This is a genomic window from Rhodococcus sp. FW305-130, assembly GCF_058788335.1.
In genome coordinates, this window is record NZ_JBYTAP010000006.1 from 192,422 (window position 1) to 214,025 (window position 21,604).

At 64.3% G+C, this 21,604-nt stretch carries 22 protein-coding genes; 21 read left to right on the plus strand and 1 reads right to left on the minus strand.

The window, feature by feature from the left end; all coding sequences use genetic code 11:
• The first annotated feature begins 56 nt into the window (after positions 1–56).
• From mihF to AC3WQS_RS20145, 8 genes are all read left to right on the plus strand, one after another.
• Positions 57–377, plus strand: coding sequence for an integration host factor, actinobacterial type (mihF, locus tag AC3WQS_RS20110; protein ID WP_003944825.1), 321 nt, complete (start codon positions 57–59; stop codon positions 375–377).
• 36 nt (positions 378–413) lie between these two features.
• Positions 414–1,013, plus strand: coding sequence for a guanylate kinase (gmk, locus tag AC3WQS_RS20115; RefSeq protein ID WP_020907704.1), 600 nt, complete (start codon positions 414–416; stop codon positions 1,011–1,013).
• 98 nt (positions 1,014–1,111) lie between these two features.
• The gene (rpoZ, locus tag AC3WQS_RS20120; protein ID WP_003944996.1) at positions 1,112–1,411 is read left to right on the plus strand and encodes a DNA-directed RNA polymerase subunit omega; all 300 of its coding nucleotides are present in this window, start codon (positions 1,112–1,114) and stop codon (positions 1,409–1,411) included.
• Positions 1,408–2,706 (plus strand): bifunctional phosphopantothenoylcysteine decarboxylase/phosphopantothenate--cysteine ligase CoaBC, encoded by a 1,299-nt coding sequence (gene coaBC / locus AC3WQS_RS20125; protein WP_492712361.1) that lies wholly within the window; start codon positions 1,408–1,410, stop codon positions 2,704–2,706. The genes rpoZ and coaBC overlap by 4 nt, the downstream gene beginning before the upstream one ends.
• Before the next feature lie 188 nt (positions 2,707–2,894).
• On the plus strand, positions 2,895–4,109 hold the full coding sequence (metK, locus tag AC3WQS_RS20130) for a methionine adenosyltransferase (RefSeq protein ID WP_003944827.1): 1,215 nt from the start codon (positions 2,895–2,897) through the stop codon (positions 4,107–4,109).
• A 25-nt stretch (positions 4,110–4,134) separates the two neighbouring features.
• Positions 4,135–6,153, plus strand: coding sequence for a primosomal protein N' (locus AC3WQS_RS20135; protein ID WP_019748377.1), 2,019 nt, complete (start codon positions 4,135–4,137; stop codon positions 6,151–6,153).
• A 190-nt stretch (positions 6,154–6,343) separates the two neighbouring features.
• The gene (locus AC3WQS_RS20140; protein WP_492712388.1) at positions 6,344–7,012 is read left to right on the plus strand and encodes a PadR family transcriptional regulator; all 669 of its coding nucleotides are present in this window, start codon (positions 6,344–6,346) and stop codon (positions 7,010–7,012) included.
• Positions 7,013–7,106: 94 nt separating this feature from the next.
• Positions 7,107–8,126 carry an esterase/lipase family protein gene (locus tag AC3WQS_RS20145; protein ID WP_070796970.1) on the plus strand — a complete coding sequence of 340 codons (1,020 nt, stop codon included), beginning with the start codon at positions 7,107–7,109 and terminating at the stop codon, positions 8,124–8,126.
• A gap of 57 nt (positions 8,127–8,183) precedes the next feature.
• Here the strand turns inward: AC3WQS_RS20145 and AC3WQS_RS20150 are convergent, their stop codons facing one another.
• Positions 8,184–8,390, minus strand: coding sequence for a hypothetical protein (locus AC3WQS_RS20150; RefSeq protein WP_003944900.1), 207 nt, complete (start codon positions 8,388–8,390; stop codon positions 8,184–8,186).
• Between the two features lie 287 nt (positions 8,391–8,677).
• Here AC3WQS_RS20150 and fmt point away from each other — a divergent pair, with 287 nt between their 5' ends.
• The 13 genes from fmt (at position 8,678) to whiA (ending at position 21,472) form a co-directional block, all read left to right on the plus strand.
• Complete coding sequence (fmt, locus tag AC3WQS_RS20155) at positions 8,678–9,601, plus strand: methionyl-tRNA formyltransferase (RefSeq protein WP_020907709.1); 924 nt, start codon at positions 8,678–8,680, stop codon at positions 9,599–9,601.
• Entirely contained in the window at positions 9,598–11,046 is a 1,449-nt protein-coding gene (locus AC3WQS_RS20160) for an RsmB/NOP family class I SAM-dependent RNA methyltransferase (protein WP_214500032.1), read from the plus strand. The genes fmt and AC3WQS_RS20160 overlap by 4 nt, the downstream gene beginning before the upstream one ends.
• A 40-nt stretch (positions 11,047–11,086) precedes the next feature.
• On the plus strand, positions 11,087–11,434 hold the full coding sequence (locus AC3WQS_RS20165; RefSeq protein WP_019748383.1) for an MmcQ/YjbR family DNA-binding protein: 348 nt from the start codon (positions 11,087–11,089) through the stop codon (positions 11,432–11,434).
• Between the two features lie 132 nt (positions 11,435–11,566).
• Positions 11,567–12,250: a ribulose-phosphate 3-epimerase gene (gene rpe, locus AC3WQS_RS20170; protein ID WP_019748384.1), complete on the plus strand. Its 684-nt coding sequence runs from the start codon at positions 11,567–11,569 to the stop codon at positions 12,248–12,250.
• An 8-nt stretch (positions 12,251–12,258) separates the two neighbouring features.
• Entirely contained in the window at positions 12,259–13,311 is a 1,053-nt protein-coding gene (ribD, locus tag AC3WQS_RS20175; RefSeq protein ID WP_141487302.1) for a bifunctional diaminohydroxyphosphoribosylaminopyrimidine deaminase/5-amino-6-(5-phosphoribosylamino)uracil reductase RibD, read from the plus strand.
• Between the two features lie 5 nt (positions 13,312–13,316).
• Positions 13,317–13,925 (plus strand): riboflavin synthase, encoded by a 609-nt coding sequence (locus tag AC3WQS_RS20180; RefSeq protein ID WP_445387787.1) that lies wholly within the window; start codon positions 13,317–13,319, stop codon positions 13,923–13,925.
• 110 nt (positions 13,926–14,035) lie between these two features.
• The gene (locus tag AC3WQS_RS20185; RefSeq protein ID WP_003944833.1) at positions 14,036–15,310 is read left to right on the plus strand and encodes a bifunctional 3,4-dihydroxy-2-butanone-4-phosphate synthase/GTP cyclohydrolase II; all 1,275 of its coding nucleotides are present in this window, start codon (positions 14,036–14,038) and stop codon (positions 15,308–15,310) included.
• Positions 15,307–15,804: a 6,7-dimethyl-8-ribityllumazine synthase gene (gene ribH / locus AC3WQS_RS20190; RefSeq protein ID WP_003944999.1), complete on the plus strand. Its 498-nt coding sequence runs from the start codon at positions 15,307–15,309 to the stop codon at positions 15,802–15,804. Before AC3WQS_RS20185 ends, ribH begins: the two co-directional genes overlap by 4 nt.
• On the plus strand, positions 15,801–16,274 hold the full coding sequence (locus AC3WQS_RS20195; RefSeq protein WP_007727982.1) for a PH domain-containing protein: 474 nt from the start codon (positions 15,801–15,803) through the stop codon (positions 16,272–16,274). Before ribH ends, AC3WQS_RS20195 begins: the two co-directional genes overlap by 4 nt.
• Positions 16,275–16,348: 74 nt before the next feature.
• On the plus strand, positions 16,349–18,541 hold the full coding sequence (gene uvrC / locus AC3WQS_RS20200; protein WP_492712363.1) for an excinuclease ABC subunit UvrC: 2,193 nt from the start codon (positions 16,349–16,351) through the stop codon (positions 18,539–18,541).
• The gene (gene rapZ, locus AC3WQS_RS20205; protein WP_492712364.1) at positions 18,538–19,437 is read left to right on the plus strand and encodes an RNase adapter RapZ; all 900 of its coding nucleotides are present in this window, start codon (positions 18,538–18,540) and stop codon (positions 19,435–19,437) included. Before uvrC ends, rapZ begins: the two co-directional genes overlap by 4 nt.
• Entirely contained in the window at positions 19,434–20,498 is a 1,065-nt protein-coding gene (locus AC3WQS_RS20210) for a gluconeogenesis factor YvcK family protein (protein WP_019748388.1), read from the plus strand. The genes rapZ and AC3WQS_RS20210 overlap by 4 nt, the downstream gene beginning before the upstream one ends.
• Positions 20,495–21,472: a DNA-binding protein WhiA gene (whiA, locus tag AC3WQS_RS20215; protein ID WP_021344225.1), complete on the plus strand. Its 978-nt coding sequence runs from the start codon at positions 20,495–20,497 to the stop codon at positions 21,470–21,472. The genes AC3WQS_RS20210 and whiA overlap by 4 nt, the downstream gene beginning before the upstream one ends.
• The last annotated feature ends 132 nt before the right edge of the window (positions 21,473–21,604 follow it).

The following is a 21,604-nucleotide window of genomic DNA, read 5'->3' on the forward strand; positions in this document are numbered from 1 at the left end:
CGCTGCTGGTTATCAGCGGAATAGACAAAATTTGCACACGACGAGACGGAGGAACCGTGGCCCTTCCCCAGTTGACTGATGAGCAGCGCGCTGCTGCTTTGGAGAAGGCAGCTGCTGCCCGCAAGGCCAGGGCTGAGCTCAAGGAGCGCCTGAAGCGTGGCGGCACCGACCTCAAGCAGGTCCTCAAGGACGCCGAAGACAACGAAATCTTGGGCAAGATGAAGGTTTCGGCACTGCTCGAGGCGCTGCCCAAGGTGGGCAAGGTCAAGGCTCAGGAGATCATGACCGAGCTGGAGATTGCACCGACCCGTCGCCTTCGTGGCCTCGGTGATCGGCAGCGCAAGGCTCTGCTCACCAAGTTTGACTTCGAGGCCTGAGCCGACAAGTGATGATTGCTGACGCGGCAGTGTCTGATGATTGCTGACGCAACAGTGTCAGAGAGCAAGACCGCAGTGCGGAGGGGTCGGCTGGTTGTACTGGCCGGCCCTTCGGCTGTCGGTAAGTCCAGCGTCGTTCGCGAGCTGAGAACTCGGTTGCCTGAACTCGTTTTCAGCGTTTCGGCGACCACTCGCGATCCCCGTCCCGGTGAAGTGGACGGCAAGGACTACCGATTCACCTCCCGTGAAGAATTTCAACGGATGATCGACTCCGGTGAACTTCTCGAATGGGCGGAAATCCACGGCGGTCTACAGCGCTCCGGCACCCCCGCAGCTCCGATCGAAGAAGCGCTCGAAGCTGGAAAGCCCGTACTCGTCGAGGTCGATCTCGCCGGAGCACGAGCTGTCCGCAAGGCGATGCCCGAAGCTCTGTTGGTGTTCATGGCTCCACCGAGCTGGGACGTTCTGGTGCAACGGCTGACCGGAAGGGGAACCGAAACGGAAGACGTCGTGGCACGCCGACTCGAGACGGCCCGAGTGGAATTGGCCGCACAAGACGAGTTCGACACGGTCATCGTGAACGAGGATGTAAGCCGTGCTTGCGATGAGTTGGTATCCTTGTTGGTTGGGAACTGATTCCGCACCCTTCGGGAACCGATTTCCGCCCCGTTTCTCAGATATCCGGATCGATAAAACTAGTTCTTCAATGAAGATCTAATTCAGGAGACACAAGAGTGAGCAGCACTTCAGCCGCGTCCGCAGCAGGTCAGGGCGCTCTGCCTGCCTACGACACCCCGCTCGGCATCACCAACCCGCCGATCGACGAGTTGCTCGAACGCACCTCTTCCAAGTACGCCCTGGTCATTTACTCGGCCAAGCGTGCGCGCCAGATCAACGACTACTACAACCAGCTCGGTGACGGCATCCTCGAGTACGTCGGACCTCTGGTCGAGCCCGGTCTGCAGGAAAAGCCGCTGTCCATCGCGTTGCGTGAAATCCACGCTGATCTCCTCGAGCACACCGAAGGCGAGTGAGCACCACGTCTGCCGCACCCGAACCTCGTTCGGGTGTCGGGGGAGTGTCCGACGCGCCCACATCGATACGTAAGCGCATTGTCGTCGGTGTCGGTGGGGGTATCGCCGCGTACAAAGCGTGCTCGATCATCCGCAGCTTCACCGAGAGCGGTCATCACGTCCGCGTGATTCCGACCGAATCCGCTCTGGAGTTCGTCGGCCGCGCCACGTTCGAAGCACTCTCCGGCAACCCGGTTCACACCGGCGTCTTCAACGACGTCCCGGAGGTTCCGCATGTCCGCCTCGGACAGGAAGCCGATCTCGTTGTCATCGCGCCGGCAACCGCTGATCTGATGGCGCGAGCTGTCATGGGCCGCGCAGACGACCTGTTGACAGCCACCTTGTTGACCGCACGCTGTCCGGTCGTCTTCGCCCCCGCAATGCACACCGAGATGTGGGAGCACCCCGCAACGGTGTCCAACGTGGCGACACTGCGCTCGCGCGGCGTCCACGTGATCGAACCTGCCTCCGGGCGTTTGACCGGAAAAGACACCGGGGCCGGTCGACTTCCCGAACCCGACGAGATCGTCGGGTTGGCATCGTTGCTCCTCGAGCGCTCGGACGCGTTGCCGCGCGACCTGGAAGGTCGCCGCATTCTGGTCACCGCCGGCGGTACTCGCGAGCCGCTCGATCCGGTGCGCTTTCTCGGTAATCGCAGCTCCGGCAAACAGGGCTACGCGCTCGCCCGTCTGGCCGCCCAACGCGGCGCTCACGTCACGCTGATCGCCGGTTACACGGCCGATCTTGCCGACCCCGCCGCTGTCGACGTCGTGCACATCAAGACGGCCGAAGATCTCCGGTTGGCAGTGGAGAAGCACGCACCGGGACACGACGGAGTCGTCATGGCTGCAGCTGTCGCGGACTTCCGCCCCACCACCGTCGAAGGCAGCAAGATCAAGAAGGGCGCAAACGAACCCGACTCGATCAGCCTCACCAGAAACGCCGACATCCTCGCCGGTCTCGTCGAAGCGCGTCGTGACGGCGATCTGGACGCTCGAACGGTGATCGTCGGATTCGCCGCAGAGACCGGTGACGCCCATGGTGACGTTCTCAGTTACGCCCGCTCCAAGCTTGCCCGCAAAGGTTGCGACCTCCTCGTGGTCAATGCGGTCGGCGAGGGCAAGGCGTTCGAGGTCGATCACAACGACGGTTGGCTGCTCGGTTCCGACGGCTCGGAGTCCGCGCTCGAGCACGGATCCAAGGCTTTGATGGCCAGTCGAGTACTCGACGCCCTGGTCAAGCTCTTCCCCGAGTAGCGACACGCGCCCGGTGGTGAGAGTTACCCCACGATAATCGGGTGAGCACAAGGGTGTTGCGCAGGCGGTCCAACCGTTATCGTCGGCTCAGCCCCCAGCTAACAAAGCATGACAAAACGGTCACCGAACGGTGATTCGGATACTTCAATAAGCTGTAGTCAAGAACTCAGTCGTCGAGAGGGAGATCTGTGAGCAAGTCCGGCAGTCGGCTATTCACCAGCGAGTCCGTCACCGAGGGGCATCCGGACAAGATCTGTGACGCGATCAGCGACTCGATCCTCGACGCGCTTCTCACCCAGGACCCGCGCGCCCGCGTGGCCGTCGAAACTCTGGTCACCACCGGCCAGGTTCACGTAGCCGGCGAGGTCACGACCACTGCGTACGCAGACATTCCGAAGATCGTGCGCGACACGGTCCTCGAGATCGGCTACGACAGCTCGGCAAAGGGCTTCGACGGTAACTCCTGTGGCGTCAACGTCGCGATCGGCGCTCAGTCGCCCGAGATCGCGCAGGGTGTCGATCACTCGCACGAGGCTCGCGTCGACGGAATCAGCGACGACGAGATCGACCGTCAGGGTGCGGGCGACCAGGGCCTGATGTTCGGCTACGCCACCACCGACACGCCGGAACTGATGCCGCTGCCCATCGCGTTGGCTCATCGTCTCTCTCGCCGGTTGACCGAGGTCCGTAAGTCCGGCGTGCTGCCGTACCTGCGCCCGGACGGCAAGACCCAGGTCACCATCGAGTACGACGGTGACAAGGCTGTCCGTCTCGACACCGTGGTCATCTCCACCCAGCATGCCGCTGACATCGACCTCGACAACCTGTTGACGCCCGATCTTCGCGAGAAGGTGCTTCACTCGGTGCTGACCGACGTGAACCTCACCGATCTCGACACCTCCGATGTTCGTCTGCTGGTGAACCCGACGGGCAAGTTCGTCCTCGGTGGCCCGATGGGTGACGCCGGTTTGACCGGCCGCAAGATCATCGTCGACACCTACGGCGGAATGGCTCGCCACGGCGGCGGCGCGTTCTCCGGCAAGGACCCGTCAAAGGTCGACCGAAGCGCTGCCTACGCCATGCGTTGGGTGGCCAAGAACGCTGTTGCCGCAGGTCTGGCCGACCGCATCGAGGTTCAGGTCGCATACGCGATCGGCAAGGCAGCTCCGGTCGGACTCTTCGTCGAGACCTTCGGCACCGAGAAGACCGATCCGGCACGGATCCAGAAGGCGATCACCGAGATCTTCGACCTGCGTCCGGGAGCGATCATCCGCGACCTCGACCTGCTGCGTCCGATCTACGCGCAGACGGCGGCATACGGTCACTTCGGTCGCACCGACATCGACCTCCCGTGGGAGAGCACCGATCGTGCCGACAAGCTGCGTAGCGCAGCTGGTCTCTGATCACTGACGTACAGACGGGGCGCGGGTGGGCGCGGAAAGAGTAGCGGCAGAAGTCGATCCGGTCGCCCGGGTGCTGCCGATGCTCCCGCTCGCTCACCTCGACCGTGAATTCGACTACCTCGTTCCTCGTGAACTCGAAGCGGATGCGCAGCCCGGAGTCCGGGTGCGCATCCGCTTCGCTGGTCGTCTGGTGGACGGTTTCATCGTCTCGCGCGAGGCGACCAGTGACCATCAGGGGAAGTTCGGCTGGCTCGAACGCGTCATCTCGTCCGAGCGGGTCCTGACGGCAGAAATCGCGCAAGTCGTCGATCGTGTGGCGGAGCGTTATGCCGGAACCCGCGCCGATGTTCTCCGTTTGGCGGTACCGCCGCGCCACGCGAAGGTCGAGGCGGAACCGTGGGAGCCCGCCGAGCCGCCGTCCGCTCCTGAACCGATCGAAAATGGTTGGCATCTCTACAGATTCGGTGACGCCTTTCTGTCCGCGATTCGCGAGTCGAAAAGCCCGCGTGCGGTCTGGCAGGCGTTGCCTGGTGAAAACTGGCCACTGCGCCTGGCCGAATTGGCCGGGGCTGTAGCGGCAAGTGGTAAATCCGCGATTCTGGTTGTGCCCGATCAACGCGACCTGGACCGCGTCGTCGCCGCATGTACCGAACTCTCCGGAGCGGATGCAGTGGTGGGTCTGTCCGCAGGCCTGGGGCCGGCCATGCGATACCGAAGGTGGCTCGCTGCACTGCGCGGGACCGCCAGGATCGTCGTCGGCACGCGCAGTGCAGTTTTTGCGCCGACGCCCGAGACCGGTCTTGTCGTCGTCTGGGACGACGGCGACGACAACTTGTCCGAGCCGCGGTCGCCGTATCCACATGCCCGCGAAGTTGCCGTCCTGCGTGGCTACGTCGCCGGGTGCGCCGTCGTGATCGGTGGGTTCTCCCGTACGGCAGAATCGCAGGTACTCGTCGACTCGGGATGGGCGCACGATCTGGTCGCTACGCGGGACGTCGTTCGTGCTCACGCACCCAAGATCACCGCGCTTGCCGACAGCGATCAAGCCTTGGCCCGCGATCCGGGAGCCAGAGCGGCTCGTTTGCCCGCTATTGCATTCGCGGCCGCCCGGCGCGCTCTGGGTGAGGGCAACGGAGTCCTGGTGCAGGTGCCTCGGCGGGGGTACGTACCGACCCTGGCCTGTGGAAAGTGCCGTGCCCCGGCACGGTGCCGTCGGTGCAACGGCCCACTGGCTCTTCCCGCTGCGGCAGGTCCCGACGGCGCCGGGACACCGGCGTGCCGCTGGTGCGGGGTTGCCGATGCCGCCTACCGATGTCACGCGTGCGGGGCGAAAGCGTTGCGCGCGGTGGTAGTCGGTGCCGGCCGGACCGCCGAAGAACTCGGGCGGGCGTTTCCCGGTGTGAAAGTTGTTCTGTCAGGGGGCGGTGATGTGGTCAAGGAACTGCCACACGGGCCCGCGTTGGTGGTCTCGACAGTGGGTGCGGAGCCGGTGATGACCGGCGGCTACGGCGCCGCGCTCTTGCTCGACGGTTGGGCACTGCTCGGCCGGCCAGATCTTCGCGCCGCCGAGGAAACACTCAGACGCTGGATGTCGGCTGCTGCCATGGTGATTCCGCTGTCCGAAGGCGGTGAAGTTGTGGTTGTCGCAGACTCGGGTATCCCGACGGTGCAGGCGTTGGTCCGATGGGATCCAGTGGGGCACGCACAGTCTCAATTCGAGGAACGGGACGAGGTCGGCTTTCCTCCGGCCGTTCACATGGCTGCGATCGACGGTGGATCCGCAGCAATTGCGGAGTTGGTGGACTCAGCTGATCTGCCGGCAAGTGCTGTACTACTCGGACCAGTGGAATTGCCTGCGGGGGAGAGGCTTCCGTATTCCGGTGAGGACGAGAGCGGTGTCGCGCCGGAGCGAATGCTGGTCCGCGTTCCACGCAAGGACGGTCGAGGCCTTGCGGACGCTCTGGCACATGCGAGGGCCGCGCGCAGTGCGCGGAAGTCATCGGGTCCGGTCCGCATTCAGATCGACCCACGCCGCATCGGCTGATTTTCGAGTTCTCCAAGGCCTGGTTGTGTGCAGCAAAAATGTTGCGCAACCCGATATGGCGATATATCGTCGAACTATCAGCGATAGTGATGGAGGTTCGACGATGGATGCAAGTTTCCCGAACGAGGGGATGTTCGGCCGACGCGGTTTCTTCGGCGGTTTCGGCCGTGAGCAACGGCCACCATTTGTGATGTGGGTGCCGACGGACGACGGCGCGCCGGGCGATGGTCCCGGCGATCGAGACGGTGGACGACGCGGTCGACCGCACGAGCGGCCGGGCTTCGGTGACATGCCACGCAGAGGCCATCGGCGGGGGCGTTTCGGTCCAGACGGCGGACCCGGCCCCGGCTTCGGTCCGGGCGCTCAGTTCGGTCGCGGGCGAGGACGTGGCGGACGAGGTCGTCGTGGAGATGTGCGCGCTGCGATTCTGTTGTTGATCGCGGAAGAGCCGATGCACGGCTACGAATTGATTCAACAGATCGTCGAGCGCAGCGGCGGCGTCTGGAAGCCAAGTCCGGGTTCCATTTATCCCGCGCTGTCCCAACTCGAGGACGAGGGACTGGTCATCATCGAAAAGGTTGCCGGCCGCAAGACCGCCAAGCTGACCGAGGAAGGCCTCGCGTACGTCGAGGAGCATCGCGCCGATCTCGGGGCACCGTGGGATGACGTTCGTCTCAGCGTAGGGGAGCCGGAGCAGGACCTTCGTGAACTGATCGGCCAGCTGATGGGCGCGGCCGGTCAAGTGGCCGCTGTAGGCACACCCGCGCACGTCAAGGCCGCAGCCGACGTGCTTGTCGAGGCGCGCAAGTCGCTCTATCGAGTGCTTGCCGGTGATGACGCCGATGAAGGCGGCAATTGAGACGTCGGATACCTACTGTTCGGTAGGGTATGCGCCCCGAAGTTTCTGGTGTTACGGTCAGCTCCCTCGTAGGATCAGAGCAGGAGCAGGAACAATGGCTGGCGTCAAACGGTCTGTGGGACTGACATTTTCGGTAGCAGTGGCGCTGCTGATCGGAGCACCGCCGGCGATATCGGCTGCCGCACCGACACTCCCGTCTGCGAGTGCCGACGCGATGGACGTTCCTCTCGACATAGGTCCGGGTCAGGCGACGCGTTCCGTTGCCACGGCATATGCGCATGCTCATCCAGGATCCGCGCCCGCCGGGTCGAACGATTTCGCCTGTGAGCCTTCCGCCACGCATCCCCGACCGGTTGTACTCGCCCACGGAACCGACACCGAGGCGTACGCGGATTGGGCGGCCCTGTCGCCGGCACTGGCAGCTGACGGCTATTGCGTCTTCGCCCTCAATTACGGCGGTGCGATCGAAGAAGAAGACGGGGACGTCGCACACGAGACTTACGGCGTCGGCGACATAGTGGGTAGTGCCACCGCGTTCGGTTCTTTCGTCGATCAGGTGCTGACCGCGACCGGAGCGGACAAGGTCGACGTGATCGGCTACTCCCAAGGCGCGACGGTGACGCGGTACTACGTCAACAAAATGGGCGGCGGCGCCTACGTCGATCATTGGGTCGGCTTGGCTTCGCCGACCTATGGCGGGGTGATGTTCGGGTTGGTTCCCATCGTCCGTGCGATCCCCGGCGGAGAAGACTTTGTCGAAGATGTCTTTTCGCGAGCTGTCCGCGAGCAGATGCAGGGGTCGGATACGTTGAACGCCCTCAACGACGGCGGCGACACCGTACCCGGAGTGCGCTACACGACTATCGGGTCCACTGTCGACGAGATGATCCAGCCGTCCTCGAACATCGCGCTCCGTGACGCCGGTGCAGAAAACATCGTCCTCCAGGATCTGTGCCCGTCGAACCTGACCGGCCACTTCCGCATGCCGTACGACCCCTACGTGATCGACGTCATCCGGACGGTCCTCGACCCCGATGCCGAGCGGCACGCTTCGTGCAGCGCGGTGCCGCTCGGCACGGATATTCCGCAAGTGGTCATCGACGCAAATTCGTGAGCTGCAAATTCGTGAGCTGCTAACTCGTGAGCACCGAGACCACGTGGGTCGGGATGTTTACTCGGCGAGCTTGGCAGTGGCCTGCGCCCACAGGAAGAACTTGTTCGTTCCGAGGTCGCGGACGGTCTTGATGTTGAACGCTGCCTTCAAATGTTCTGCGTCCGAATCGCTTACGCCGTTGAGTGCCGCGACCGGGGCGTCCGCCAATTCTTCGACGGACTTTCCTGCGTAGGCCTTGTCGAACTTACTGTCGATGCCTGCCATCTAAGTTCCTCCGTGTGATCGGTGTATCCCGTATCAGCCTCCGCCGAGTGGCGACGACAGAGACAGTCAACCCGAGGACCGGTGAATCTGCAGGGTTCTGATCAAAGAAATTGCTGAGAAAGTGGTTCGGTGTGGCGCGAGGTAGGTCGTAGCTCCCGCAGTCCTTAGACTGACAGTTCCACCCACCGACACATCCGGGAGCATTTTCGTGAGTTGCAGTCCACCGCGTTCGACAGGCCGATCGGCTGATCAGAGTCCGAAGAGCCCAACGAAACGGGAGAGCTGACATGCGCGTCGTGTTCGCCGGAACGCCCGAACCCGCGGTTCCTTCGCTGCGGCGTCTCATCGAGTCCGCCAACCACGAAGTGGTAGCCGTCGTCACGCGTCCGGACGCTGTGGCGGGCCGCGGTCGCAAAGTCACCCGCTCGCCGATCGGTCTGCTTGCCGACGAGCACGGCATCCCGGTCCTGACCCCGGTCAAGGCGTCCGATCCCGACTTCGCAGCCGAACTCGCCCGCCTCGAACCGGACTGCGCACCCGTCGTCGCCTACGGAAACCTGTTGCCGCAGAACGTCCTCGACATTCCGAAATACGGTTGGGTCAATCTGCATTTCTCGCTGCTTCCGGCGTGGCGCGGCGCCGCGCCGGTGCAGGCCGCGATCAGTGCCGGTGACGAAGTGACGGGCGCCAGTGCGTTCCGTTTGGAAGCCGGCATGGATACCGGCCCCGTGTACGGAGTGATGACCGAGCGGATTCGCGACACCGATACGGCAGGCGACCTGCTCGGGCGTCTGGCGGAAAACGGCGCTGCCCTGCTCGAATCGGTACTCGACGGCCTGGAGGCCGGAGAGATCAACGCGGTTCCGCAGTCTGCCGACGGCGTCTCGTACGCCCCCAAGGTGACTGTGGACGCGGCCCGCGTGCGGTGGGAATTGCCCGCTCGCACGGTGGACCGGCACATCCGAGCAGTCACACCCGCGCCTGGGGCATGGACGATGATCGGTGATCTTCGAGTCAAGGTCGGCCCGGTCACCGTTACGGACGAGACCCTGGCAGTCGGTGAGATCTCGGTACGCAAGGATGGTCTGTACATCGGTACCGCGACCACCGCGGTACGACTCGGGCAGATTCAGCCCCCGGGCAAGAAATTGATGTCGGCAGGGGACTGGGCACGCGGTGCCCGACTCGACGCGGAGGTACGAGCACAGTGACCGAATCACGACGACCGGCACGGCGGACACAGGGTCCCGGAGCCAAGAATGCAACCGGCGGCAAGAACACCAAGCCGAAGCAGGCCAAGCGGCCGGATCCGGCAACCGCCGGGCTCGATCAGCCGCGACTGGCTGCGCGCGACGTCCTGCGCGCGGTCCGTGAACGTGACGCATACGCGAACCTGGTTCTGCCAGGGCTCCTGCGCGACCGCAAACTCGACGTACGCGATGCGGCGCTGGCAACCGAACTCGCGTACGGCGCGGCACGTGCTCAGGGCCTCCTGGATGCGGTGATCGCCCACGCAGCGGGTCGGCCGATCGAAGAGATCGACGGAACCCTGCTCGATGTTCTTCGACTCGGCTCGTACCAACTGCTGCGTACTCGTGTCGCACCGCACGCTGCTGTTGCCACCTCGGTCGACCTCGTCCGCGCCGAAAACGGCCAGGGCCGAGCAGGATTCGTCAACGCGGTCCTGCGCCGTGTCTCCGAACGCACCCAGGACGAGTGGGTCGAGCTGCTAGCCCCGAAGGACCCGGTCGGCCGACTCGCCTTCGAGCACGCGCATCCCCTGTGGATCGCGCAGGTATTTGCCGACTCGCTCGGCGCCGCAGCCGGAGAGCTCGAAGACGTTCTGATCGCCGACGACGCCCGCCCCGCCGTGCACCTCGTCGCCCGCCCCGGTGAGATCTCCGCCGAGGAGCTCGCACTGGTGACCGGCGGCGAGATCGGGCCGTACTCGCCGTACGCCGTGCATCTCGACGGCGGTGACCCCGGACAACTCGAGGCGGTCCGCCAAGGCCTGGCGGGAGTGCAGGACGAGGGCAGTCAGCTGGTTGCCCGCGCCCTCAGCATTGCTCCTCTCGAAGGTGAAGACTCCGGACGCTGGCTCGACCTCTGTGCAGGTCCAGGAGGAAAAGCGGCACTTCTCGGTGCTCTTGCCGGCATCGAAGGTGGTCGACTCGACGCCGTCGAGCCGGTCGAACACCGTGCCGAGTTGATTCGCAAGACCACTCGCGAGCTTCCCGTGGACGTACACGTGGCGGACGGCCGCGAATCCGGGCTCGAACCCGGATACGACCGCATCCTCGTCGACGCTCCCTGCACCGGGTTGGGTGCGCTGCGTCGGCGCCCGGAGGCACGTTGGCGTCGCCAGCCGTCCGATGTGGCTCCGCTCGTGAAGTTGCAGCGTGAATTGCTTGCTGCCGCAATCGAACTGGTTCGCCCCGGCGGAGTGGTGCTGTACTCCACGTGCTCGCCGCACTTGTCGGAAACGCTGGCAGTGGTCGCCGATGCGGTGCGGCGTCATGGCGTCGTGGAACTCGACACCAAGGAATTGGTGCCAGGTGTCCCGGACGTCGGCGACGGATCGTCGGTTCAGTTGTGGCCGCATCGACACGGCACGGACGCTATGTTCATGGCCGCTTTGCGCAAGCCGCTGGCCTGATCGGATGACTTCTGGGCATCGGTAGTCGTATGGTGCCTACATGGTTACGTGGGAACAGGTTGTAGTACTGGGTTCGGCTCTTCCCTCCGTGGAAGAGTCGACCTCGTACAACACCCCGGCACTCAAGGTGGCAGGTAAAACTTTTGCGCGGCTCCGCACCGAAGCGGAGGGCGCTTTGGTCGTGATGTGCGGTCTGGACGAGAAGGAGGCGCTACTCGCCAGTGGCGAGGCGGCTTTCTTCACCACAGATCACTATCACGGGCACGGATCGATCCTCGTGCACCTCGAACTGATCGACGAGGTGCAGTTGGGCGAGATGCTCGAAGATGCGTGGCGGATCAAGGCGCCCGCCAAGGTGCGAAAGCTCCGCACCGTCGTCAAGAACTGATCGGATTTCACCGGCTCCGATGTGCATGCACGGTCGGCGATGAAGCGCAGCCGATGTGCATGCACGGTCGGCGATGAAGCACAGCCGATGTGCATGCACGGTCGGCGATGAGTCACAGCTAAACTCGGCGGCGTGGCTTCCCCGATGATTGCACCGTCCATTTTGTCCGCAGATTTTGCTCGACTCGCCGATGAAGCGACTGCCGTGTCCGGCTCCGACTGGCTTCACGTCGACGTGATGGACGCGCATTTTGTTCCCAATCTCACGCTGGGTCTGCCGGTGGTCGAGAGTCTGCTGAAGGCGACGGACATTCCTCTCGACTGCCATCTCATGATCGAGAATCCGGAGCGCTGGGCGCCGCCGTACGCCGAGGCCGGTGCGTACAACGTCACGTTCCACGCCGAGGCCACCGACGACCCGCGTTCGGTTGCCCGCGATATTCGTGCAGCTGGTGCCAAGGCGGGGCTGAGCATCAAGCCTGGAACCCCGATCGACGACTACCTGGAAATCCTCAAGGACTTCGACACCCTCTTGATCATGAGCGTCGAACCCGGATTCGGTGGTCAGTCCTTCATGCCTCAGGTGCTCGACAAGGCACGCGCAGTTCGAAAGCTCGTCGACTCGGGTGAGCTGACGCTCCTCGTCGAAATCGACGGCGGCATCAACGCTTCCACGATCGAGCAGGCCGCTGAAGCAGGGATCGACTGCTTCGTCGCCGGTTCGGCGGTGTACGGGGCGAGTGATCCCGGTGAGGCGGTGCGCAAGCTACGCGCGCAGGCCGCCTCGGCGTCGCCGCACCTGACGCTGTCGGTCTGAGCCGCTCGATGGCAAAGGGTGGACAGGCGTCGACGGCTGATCTTGACGCCGCGATGCAGATTGCGCTGGCCGCAGCCGATTCTGCGCGCGGATTCACCAGCCCCAACCCGCCGGTCGGCGCTGTCATCCTCGCCGCCGACGGCACCATCGCGGGTGTCGGTATGACGCAACCGCCCGGTGGACCGCACGCGGAGGTCGTGGCTCTCGACGAGGCCGGCGATGCGGCACGTGGTGGAACGGCCGTGGTGACACTGGAACCGTGCAATCACCAGGGGCGAACCGGGCCCTGCTCGCAGGCATTGATCGACGCCGGAGTCTCGGCGGTCGTCTACGCAGTCGGTGATCCCAATCCCGAGGCTTCCGGCGGCGCAGCGACGCTCATGCGCGCTGGAATCAGCGTCACCGCCGGACTGCGAGCACCCGAGGTGGAAGCTGGTCCACTGCGAGCCTGGCTACACAAACAGCGCACCGGTCGCCCGCACATCACGTGGAAGTACGCGGCCAGTCTGGACGGGCGCAGCGCCGCCGAGGACGGAACGAGTCAGTGGATCACCGGTCCGCAGGCGAGGGCGCGCGTGCATGCTCAGCGGGCGCAGATCGATGCGATCGTGGTCGGCACCGGCACCGTGTTCGCCGACGATCCGTGGCTGACGGCGCGTCAGCCCACCGGTGAGCTAGCGGCGCACCAGCCCGTACGCGTCGTCGTCGGAAAGCGTGAAATACCTTCGACGGCAAGCGTTCTCGATGACACCGCACCGACTCTGGTGCTCAACACCGACAACATCGACAAAGTAGTCGAGGCGTTGGGGGAGTACACAGACGTACTGCTCGAGGGTGGGCCCCGTCTGGCCGGAGCATTCCTCGCCGCCGGATATGTCGACGTCATCGAGGCGTACATCGCTCCGATACTGCTCGGCGCGGGCGCTTCCGCGCTCGTCGATGCCGGAGTGCACACCATCACCGACGCCCACCGATTCCGTTTGGAGTCCGCGGTAACGATCGGCCCCGATATTTTGTTGAGTCTGGTTCCGGAGAGTTCTGCTCCGGGGAACGAGGAGTAGGGCGCGTGTTCACAGGAATTGTGGAAGAACTCGGCGAAATTGTCGCCAAGGAAGAACTGGTCGATGCTGCACGCTTCACGGTGCGCGGGCCACTGGTCACCTCCGACGCCGGTCACGGCGATTCGATCGCGGTCAACGGCGTGTGCCTGACGGTCGTCGATGTGCTTGCCGACGGTTCGTTCACCGCAGACGTCATGCAGGAAACGCTGAACCGCTCGAGCCTGGCGAAGTTGGATGTCGGCTCTCGCGTCAACCTCGAGCGCGCCGCGGCGCTGAACAGTCGACTCGGCGGCCACTTGGTTCAAGGGCACGTCGACGGAACTGGCCACGTCATTTCCCGCTCGCCTTCCGAGAACTGGGAGGTAGTGCGGATCGCACTGCCGGACTCCATTTCCCGATACGTGGTGGAGAAGGGTTCGATCACTGTCGACGGAGTCTCGCTGACGGTCTCCGCGCTGGGTGGCGACCGCGGGTTCGAGTACTTCGAGATCTCGCTGATCCCGACAACGCTCGAGTTGACGACGCTCGGAACCGCTGGGGTCGGTACGCCGGTCAACCTCGAGGTGGACGTGATCGCCAAGTACGTCGAGCGGCTTCACTCTGCCGGTCGGTAGGACCAGGCTGATCGGACCCGTCCGATTGGTCGTAGGGTTGTCAGTGCATCCGTCGGATGCACTTGTTGTATTCGATGATGTTAAAAGTCAAGACTTTGGAGTGCGAGCACGTGACCAGGTTCGACAGTATCGAGCGCGCAGTAGCAGATATCGCTGCAGGTAAAGCTGTTGTCGTCGTGGACGACGAGGATCGCGAGAACGAGGGCGACCTCATCTTCGCCGCCGAGAAAGCCACCCCGGAACTGGTGGCGTTCATGGTCAGGTACACCTCCGGCTACCTGTGCGTGCCGCTCGACGGTGACGATTGCGATCGGCTGGGCCTGCCCCCGATGTACGCCACCAACCAGGACAAGCACGGCACCGCCTACACCGTGACCGTCGACGCCCGTGAAGGAATCGGTACCGGCATCTCGGCATCGGACCGCGCTGCGACGATGCGTCTGCTCGCCAACCCCGAATCCGGTGCCAACGATTTCACTCGTCCCGGCCACGTCGTTCCGCTCCGCGCGAAGGAAGGCGGAGTGCTGCGTCGTCCGGGCCACACGGAAGCTGCAGTCGACCTCGCCCGCATGGCGGACCTGCGTCCCGCCGGCGTCATCTGCGAAATCGTCAGCCAGAAGGACGAAGGCGCGATGGCTCAGACCGACGAGTTGCGAGTCTTCGCCGACGAACACAACCTTGCTCTGATCTCGATCGCGGACCTCATCGCGTGGCGTCGCAAGCACGAGAAGCACGTACTGCGCATCGCCGAGGCCCGCATCCCCACCCGCCACGGTGAGTTCACCGCTGTCGGCTACACCAGCATCTACGACGAGGTCGAGCACGTTGCGCTGGTGCGCGGCGACATCGCAGGCCCCGACGGAGACGGTAGCGACGTACTCGTCCGCGTTCACTCCGAGTGCCTCACCGGCGACGTCTTCGGTTCGCTGCGGTGCGATTGCGGCCCACAGCTCGACGCCGCACTGGACATGGTCGCCCAGGAAGGCCGCGGCGTTGTCCTGTACATGCGCGGACACGAGGGTCGTGGCATCGGGCTCATGCACAAGCTGCAGGCCTACCAGCTCCAGGACGCCGGTTCCGACACAGTCGACGCCAATCTCGAACTCGGGCTACCGGCGGACGCCCGCGACTACGGCATCGGTGCGCAGATCCTCGTCGATCTGGGGATCTCGTCGATGCGTCTGCTGACCAACAACCCGGCCAAGCGTGTGGGTCTGGACGGCTACGGCCTGCAGATCACCGATCGCGTTCCGATGCCGCTGCGCGCGAATGCGGAGAACCTCACCTACCTGCGCACCAAGCGCGATCGGATGGGTCACGATCTGATCGGACTGGACGAGTACGAGGCGAACCAGAACACCGCACAGCCGGGAACCGCACTGTGAGCGGCGAAGGTCAGCCGCAGCTCGCGATCGCCGAGGCCAAGGATCTGAAGCTGGCGATCGTTGCCGGGCAGTGGCACGCGACGATCTCCGAGGCTCTGATCGCCGGCGCGCAGCGCGTCGCGCAGGAGGCACAGATCAAGGACGTGACACTGGTCCGTGTCGCCGGTGCGATCGAACTGCCGGTCGTTGCGCAGGCATTGGCTCGCACGCACGACGCCGTCGTCGCACTCGGTGTTGTCATCCGCGGCGGCACGCCGCACTTCGAGTACGTGTGCGACGCGGTCACCGCGGGCCTTACACGCGTCTCGCTCGACGAAAGCACTCCCGTGGGGAACGGTGTCCTGACCACCGACACCGAGCAGCAGGCTCTTGACCGTTCGGGGCTGCCGGGTAGCGTCGAGGACAAGGGCGCACAGGCCTGCGCCGCCGCACTGGACACCGCAGTGACCCTGCGCCATCTCCGAGCACCATGGACCGAGGATTCGTTTCGATGAGTACACCCGGCGACAACGAGAACTGGGAACTGATTGCGTCACCGCGTAAGTCGACGCGATACGCGATCGGAGTTGCTGTCCTCCTGGTGATCGTTCACGTCACACTTGCACTCCTGCTCCGCCAGGGGTCCACCGGCGTGTACTTCCGCGCCGCGGACCAACTTGCGATGGCAGGCATCGGCACCATTCTGGCTCTCGGTGTACTGATGTTGACGCGGCCCCGGGTCAAGGTGGGCAAGCAGGGAATCGCCGTACGAAACATCTTGGGCGAGAAGATCGTCGACTGGGATCTGTTCGAGGGACTCTCGTTCCCCGACGGCGCCGCCTGGGCACGCATCGAATTGCCCGACGACGAGTACATGGCAGTGATGGCGATCCAGTCCAACGACCGTGAGTACGCCGTCGACACGGTCGGCAAGTTCCGCGAACTGGCCGACCGCTACGCACCGGTCGCGCACAAGAGCAACTGACGTCTTCCGACCGGTTCGGTGCCCGCATCCTGCGCGTTTCCGAGTCGGTCGGTGGCGGCGACTAACCTGAAACCGTGCCGGATCCCTCGACTTACCGCCCCGCTACCGGAACCATTCCGGCTGCGCCGGGCGTCTACAAATTTCGCGATCCGCATGGTCGGGTCATTTACGTCGGAAAGGCGAAAAGCCTCCGTTCACGTTTGAACTCGTACTTCGCGGACGTCACGACACTTCATCCCCGTACTCGGCAGATGGTGACCACCGCCGGCAGCGTCGAGTGGACCGTCGTCAGTACCGAAGTCGAAGCGCTTCAGCTCGAGTACAACTGGATCAAGGAATTCGATCCGCGGTTCAACGTGCGGTACCGCGACGACAAGACGTATCCGGTTCTCGCCGTGACGCTCAACGAAGAGTTCCCGCGGCTGTTCGTCTACCGCGGTCCGCGGCGCAAGGGCGTCCGCTACTTCGGTCCCTACTCCCATGCCTGGGCGATTCGCGAAACACTCGATCTGCTGCTGCGAGTGTTTCCCGCACGAACGTGCTCGTCCGGAGTCTTCAAACGACACAACCAGATCGGCCGGCCGTGTCTGCTCGGCTACATCGACAAGTGCTCGGCGCCCTGCGTCGGGCGAGTCAGCGCCGAGGAGCATCGTCAGATCGTCGAAGATTTCTGCGACTTCCTCGCCGGCCGCACGGACAAGCTGGTCAAAGATCTCGAAAAGCGCATGCAGCAGGCTTCCGAGGACCTCGACTTCGAGACCGCGGCCCGTCTGCGTGACGATATCGGCGCTTTGCGCAAGGCGCTCGAGAAGCAGGCCGTCGTACTCGGTGACGGCACCGACGCCGATCTCGTCGCCTTTGCCACCGATGATCTCGAAGCCGCCGTTCAGGTGTTCCACGTGCGCGGCGGACGCGTGCGGGGTCAGCGTGGATGGGTCGTGGAGAAGGCAGGCGATGCCATCGACTGGGCCGCACTCGACGCCGAGTCCGACCTGCCGATCCTGGTCGAGCAGTTCCTCACCCAGTTCTACGGGGAGCAGGCGGCACTCGACCCGGGAGCGGGCTCCGAGGCCGGGATCAGCGCCGTTCCCAAGGAAGTTCTCGTGCCGGTCCTGCCCGCCAACGCGACCGAGATCCAGGCGTGGCTGAGCAAGCTTCGGGGATCGCAAGTGCAACTGCGGGTTCCGCAACGCGGCGACAAGAAAGACCTCGCCGATACGGTCCAGCGAAACGCGAAAGAGGCTCTGGCGCAGCACAAGCTCAAACGCGCCGGTGATTTCACCTCGCGTTCTGCGGCGCTTCAGGGCATCCAGGAAGCACTGGACCTGGACTCGGCTCCGCTACGAATCGAATGCATCGACATCAGTCATGTCCAGGGAACCGACGTCGTGGCGTCACTGGTCGTGTTCGAAGACGGGCTCCCGCGTAAGTCGGACTACCGCCATTACGCGATCAAGGAAGCTGCCGGCGACGGTCATTCCGACGACGTGGCGAGTATCGCCGAGATCACGCGCAGGCGGTTCCTGCGACACAACCGCGACCTGGGCATTCTCGCTGCGTCGGCGTCGACCATGGACGCGGACGGTGGGGATCTGGCTCCCGAAGCGGCGATCGACCCGGCGACGGGCCGGCCTCGGCGGTTCGCCTATCCACCCAATCTGTTCGTCGTGGACGGCGGCGCCCCCCAGGTCACGGCCGCAGCGGCGGTCCTCGACGAGCTGGGGGTCACCGACGTCGCGGTAGTCGGCTTGGCCAAGCGACTCGAAGAGGTGTGGGTACCGGGGGAAGAAGATCCGGTCATCCTTCCCCGAACGAGCGAGTCGTTGTACCTCCTGCAACGCATCCGAGACGAAGCCCACCGCTTCGCGATCACGTTCCATCGCAGCAAGCGCTCGAGGCGGATGACGGCTTCGGCTCTGGACTCGGTCAAGGGGCTCGGTGAAACTCGCCGTACTGCTCTGGTGGCTCACTTCGGTTCCGTGGCGAAGCTGAAAACGGCAACGGTCGAGGAGATCATGCAGGTCCCCGGTATCGGTGAGACCACAGCCACAGCAGTTCTGGCCGCACTCGGCACGGATTCGGCTGCAGCCGATGCGGGTGCTGAAGCTCGAGCGCTGCCAGCCGCGGTAGGGGATGATGAGCTGGACAAGGAATCCGAATCGTCTGTTACCTCTGCTGACGCGCCAAGCGCCGAATCCGGTAGCGGTGACGAGGGCTCCGAGTCGCGAGAATTGTCCATGCCGACGACGGGGCCGAGTGCACAGTGACTACCGACAGCGCCAAAGACAGTCGAACGATGGATTTCCTGCTGGTGACGGGATTGTCCGGAGCCGGTTTGAGTACCGCTGCCAAGGTGCTCGAAGACCTCGGCTGGTATGTCGCGGACAATTTGCCACCTGAGCTCATTTCCCGGATGGTCGGTCTGAGCTTGACCTCCGATCCGCCGGTCGATCGTCTCGCCGTCGTGATCGACGTGCGGAGTCGACTCTTCACCGGCGATCTCGGGTGGGTGCTCACCGAACTCGAGGCGGAGCCGATCCACACTCGGGTGCTGTACCTCGAAGCATCCGACGACGTATTGATCCGACGGTTCGAACAGGTGCGCCGCAGTCATCCGTTGCAGAACGACGGCATCGACGGCACGTTGTCCGAAGGGATCGCAGCCGAGCGTCGGCAGTTGGCCGTGGTGAAGGCGGCCGCCGATCTGGTCATCGACACGTCGGCGCTGAAGGCACATCAGTTGCGTCAGAAGATCGAAACGGCGTTCGGGAACGATGCCAACCGCACGATGAAGGTGACGGTCCAGTCGTTCGGATTCAAGTACGGCCTGCCGATGGACGCCGATCTCGTCTGTGACGTTCGATTCCTGCCCAATCCCCACTGGATCCCGGAACTTCGCCCGCACACCGGTCAGGATGCCGACGTCCGCGACTACGTGTTGTCCCGCGAGGGCGCGGAAGACTACCTAGACACCTACCGACATCTGGTCGATTTGACGATCGCCGGATATCGGCGAGAAGGAAAGCGCTACATGACAATTGCGGTCGGGTGCACCGGCGGTAAGCACCGAAGCGTGGCCATGTCCGAAGCTCTCGCGGGGCGTTTGGGTTCCGAGGACGACATCTCGGTCAGCATCGTGCACCGGGATCTGGGGCGCGAATGAGTGAACCGACACATAGCTCGCGGGAGAAGCCAGATGGGCCGGCCATCGTCGCGCTCGGCGGCGGGCACGGATTGTTCGCCACGCTCCAGGCCGTCAGACGCCTGACGGTCGACGTCACCGCAGTGGTCACGGTCGCCGACGACGGTGGTTCGTCGGGCCGACTGCGCGCCGAACTCGGCGTCATCCCGCCCGGTGACCTCCGGATGGCGCTCGCGGCTCTCGCGTCGGACGAACCCGAGATAGTCGACTGGACTCGGACCATTCAGCATCGCTTCGGCGGTGTCGGCGCACTTGCCGGGCACTCGGTGGGCAATCTCATCCTGGCCGGACTCACCGAGGTGCTCGGCGATCCGGTCGTCGCGCTCGACGAGATGGCGCGACTGCTGCGAATCCGTGGCCGCGTGCTGCCGATGTCGCCGATCGCGCTCGAGATCGAAGCCGACGTTCAAGGACTCGAAGAGGACCCACGCGTCAGCCGCTGCATTCGTGGACAGGTCGCCGTCGCGACCACGCCGGGCAAGGTTCGGCGTGTGAGACTGCTCCCGTCCAATCCGCCCGCGTGTCCCGAGGCTGTGACTGCGATCGATCGTGCCGATCTCGTGGTTCTCGGCCCGGGATCGTGGTTCTCGAGCGTGATCCCGCACGTACTGGTACCCGAACTTGTCGAATCACTGTCGTCGACGAATGCTCGAAAGGTGCTGGTGCTCAATCTCGCACCCGAGCCGGGGGAGACCGCCGGATTCTCCGCAGAGCGTCACCTGCACGTACTCTCCCAACACGTGCCCGATTTTCGGGTCGACTACGTGGTGGTCGACTCGGCGTCGGTACCGGCCGGGCGTGAACGTGAACATCTGCAGCGTGCGGCGGATCAATTTTCAGCCGAAGTCAGGTACGCGGATGTCGCGGACACCTCACCGGGCGCAGCGCATGTACACGATCCGGCAAAACTGGCCGATGTACTGGCTGAACTGTCGAGCAGTGCGGCAGTAGGGGATTCGACACAGTCTTCCCTGCAAGAACAGCAATCCGAAGAACAGAGGGAGAACGCTTCGTGGCAATGACAGCGGAGGTCAAGGACGAACTGAGCCGGTTAGTGGTGACTCAGGTCAGCTGCCGCAAGGCAGAGGTCTCCGCGTTGCTGCGCTTTGCCGGTGGGCTCCACATCGTCGGCGGCCGGGTGGTCGTCGAAGCAGAGGTGGATCTGGGCTCTACGGCGCGACGTCTGCGCCGGGAGATATTCGACCTGTTCACCTACAGTGCCGATGTTCACGTACTCAGTGCGGGCGGGCTTCGAAAATCCGCTCGCTACATCGTGCGTGTGGCGAAGGAGGGTGAGGCCCTCGCGCGCCAGACGGGACTGCTCGATCTTCGCGGGCGCCCGGTTCGCGGCTTGCCTGCGCAGGTCGTCGGCGGAAGTGTCGGCGACGCCGAAGCAGCTTGGCGCGGTGCGTTCCTCGCGCACGGTTCCCTGACCGAACCCGGCCGTTCGTCGGCGCTCGAAGTGAGCTGCCCCGGCCCGGAAGCTGCACTTGCTCTGGTCGGAGCTGCGCGGCGTCTGGGGATCTCGGCGAAGGCACGTGAGGTTCGCGGAACGGATCGTGTGGTGATCCGCGACGGTGAGGCCATCGGCGATCTCCTGACCCGAATGGGAGCCCAGGACACACGCCTGGTGTGGGAGGAGCGACGGATGCGACGCGAGGTCCGCGCCACCGCCAATCGTCTCGCCAATTTCGACGACGCAAACCTGCGACGCTCTGCTCGCGCTGCCGTTGCGGCTGCTGCGCGCGTCGAGCGTGCGTTGGAGATCCTCGGCGAGGACGTGCCCGATCACCTCGCGGCGGCGGGCGCACTGCGCGTCGAGCATCGGCAGGCGTCCCTCGAAGAACTCGGCCAGTTGGCCGACCCGCCGATGACCAAGGACGCCGTTGCCGGACGTATCCGTCGCCTGCTGTCCATGGCTGATCGCAAGGCCAAGGAAACGGGCATACCCGACACCGAATCCGCAGTGAATGTGGAGCTACTCGAAGAGGGGTGACCTGCCCTCCGTCAGGGTGGGCTGCGCACGTTCGGGCCACGCGCATTAGGGTATGAGTCACATCGACCGATGAACCCCACGTCCGCGTCGTGCACACACGGATTCGGAGTATGCGTGGGTCAAGTTGCACAC